The sequence below is a fragment of the Hymenobacter cavernae genome (assembly GCF_014641455.1).
In the GTDB taxonomy this organism is placed as follows: Bacteria; Bacteroidota; Bacteroidia; order Cytophagales; family Hymenobacteraceae; genus Hymenobacter; species Hymenobacter cavernae.
On sequence record NZ_BMHT01000029.1, the window covers coordinates 1 to 757 of the forward strand.

The following is a 757-nucleotide window of genomic DNA, read 5'->3' on the forward strand; positions in this document are numbered from 1 at the left end:
GGCGGTGGTCTAGAAGGTGGTTTTTAGTAGGTTAGGGGCATGCTTCAGACGATCTTACCGTGTGCCAAATGCGGCAGTACTGCTTTGCGCAAAAATGGCAGCAGCAAAGGCAAAGCCAAGTACGTGTGTACGGCCTGCCGCCACCAAGCCGTGTTTGTGCCGGCGGCCCCACGCAAAGCCGCTCAGTACGCGCAAGTTGAGAAGCTGCTGCTGGAGCGGGTGTCACAGCGGGCGATTGTGCGCCTGACGGGCGTGGCGCGCATGACCGTGGCCAAACTGGCAAAAAAAAGCGCAAACCCCAGCGCGTAGTTGCCGCTTACCGCTGCGCGTAAAAGAGTTGGAGCTGGACGAGATGTGGACCTTTGTGGGTCGTAAACGGCGCAAAGTGTGGCTCTGGTTGGCCGTTGAACGCGGCACCCGCCGGATTGTGGCCTGGGTGCTGGGCTGTCGCGGGCAGGCCACGGCTCGGCGCTTGTGGCAGGCACTCCCCCGGCCGTATCGCACCAACACCTGGTACTATACCGACGAGTGGGAGGCCTACCAAGGCGTGTTGCCCCGGCACGCCCACCAAGCCCATCCAAAAGGCAGTGGACAGACCAGCATCGTGGAAGCCATCAACTGCTCCTTACGCCAACGCTGCGGTGTGCTGGTGCGCCGCTCCTGCTCGTTCAGTCGCTCGTTGGCCATGCACCAGGTGCGCATTCAACTCGTCATTGACGAACATAATCGCCAATTCACCATCTAGTAGACCACCGCC

Annotated in this window: 2 protein-coding genes; both read left to right on the forward strand. The window is 60.9% G+C overall.

From position 1 onward, the window contains the following. The first annotated feature begins 39 nt into the window (after positions 1-39). The gene (locus IEX74_RS23050) at positions 40-309 is read left to right on the forward strand and encodes a transposase-like zinc-binding domain-containing protein (protein ID WP_188816451.1); all 270 of its coding nucleotides are present in this window, start codon (positions 40-42) and stop codon (positions 307-309) included. A 43-nt stretch (positions 310-352) separates the two neighbouring features. Beyond that, positions 353-745 (forward strand): IS1 family transposase, encoded by a 393-nt coding sequence (locus IEX74_RS23055; protein ID WP_188816452.1) that lies wholly within the window; start codon positions 353-355, stop codon positions 743-745. The last annotated feature ends 12 nt before the right edge of the window (positions 746-757 follow it).

What these genes read in the sequence shown, in the direction of transcription:
- IEX74_RS23050 (WP_188816451.1), top strand. Translation starts at nt 40, where the DNA reads ATGCTTCAGACGATCTTACCGTGTGCCAAATGCGGCAGTACTGCTTTG.
- IEX74_RS23055 (WP_188816452.1), top strand. Translation starts at nt 353, where the DNA reads ATGTGGACCTTTGTGGGTCGTAAACGGCGCAAAGTGTGGCTCTGGTTG.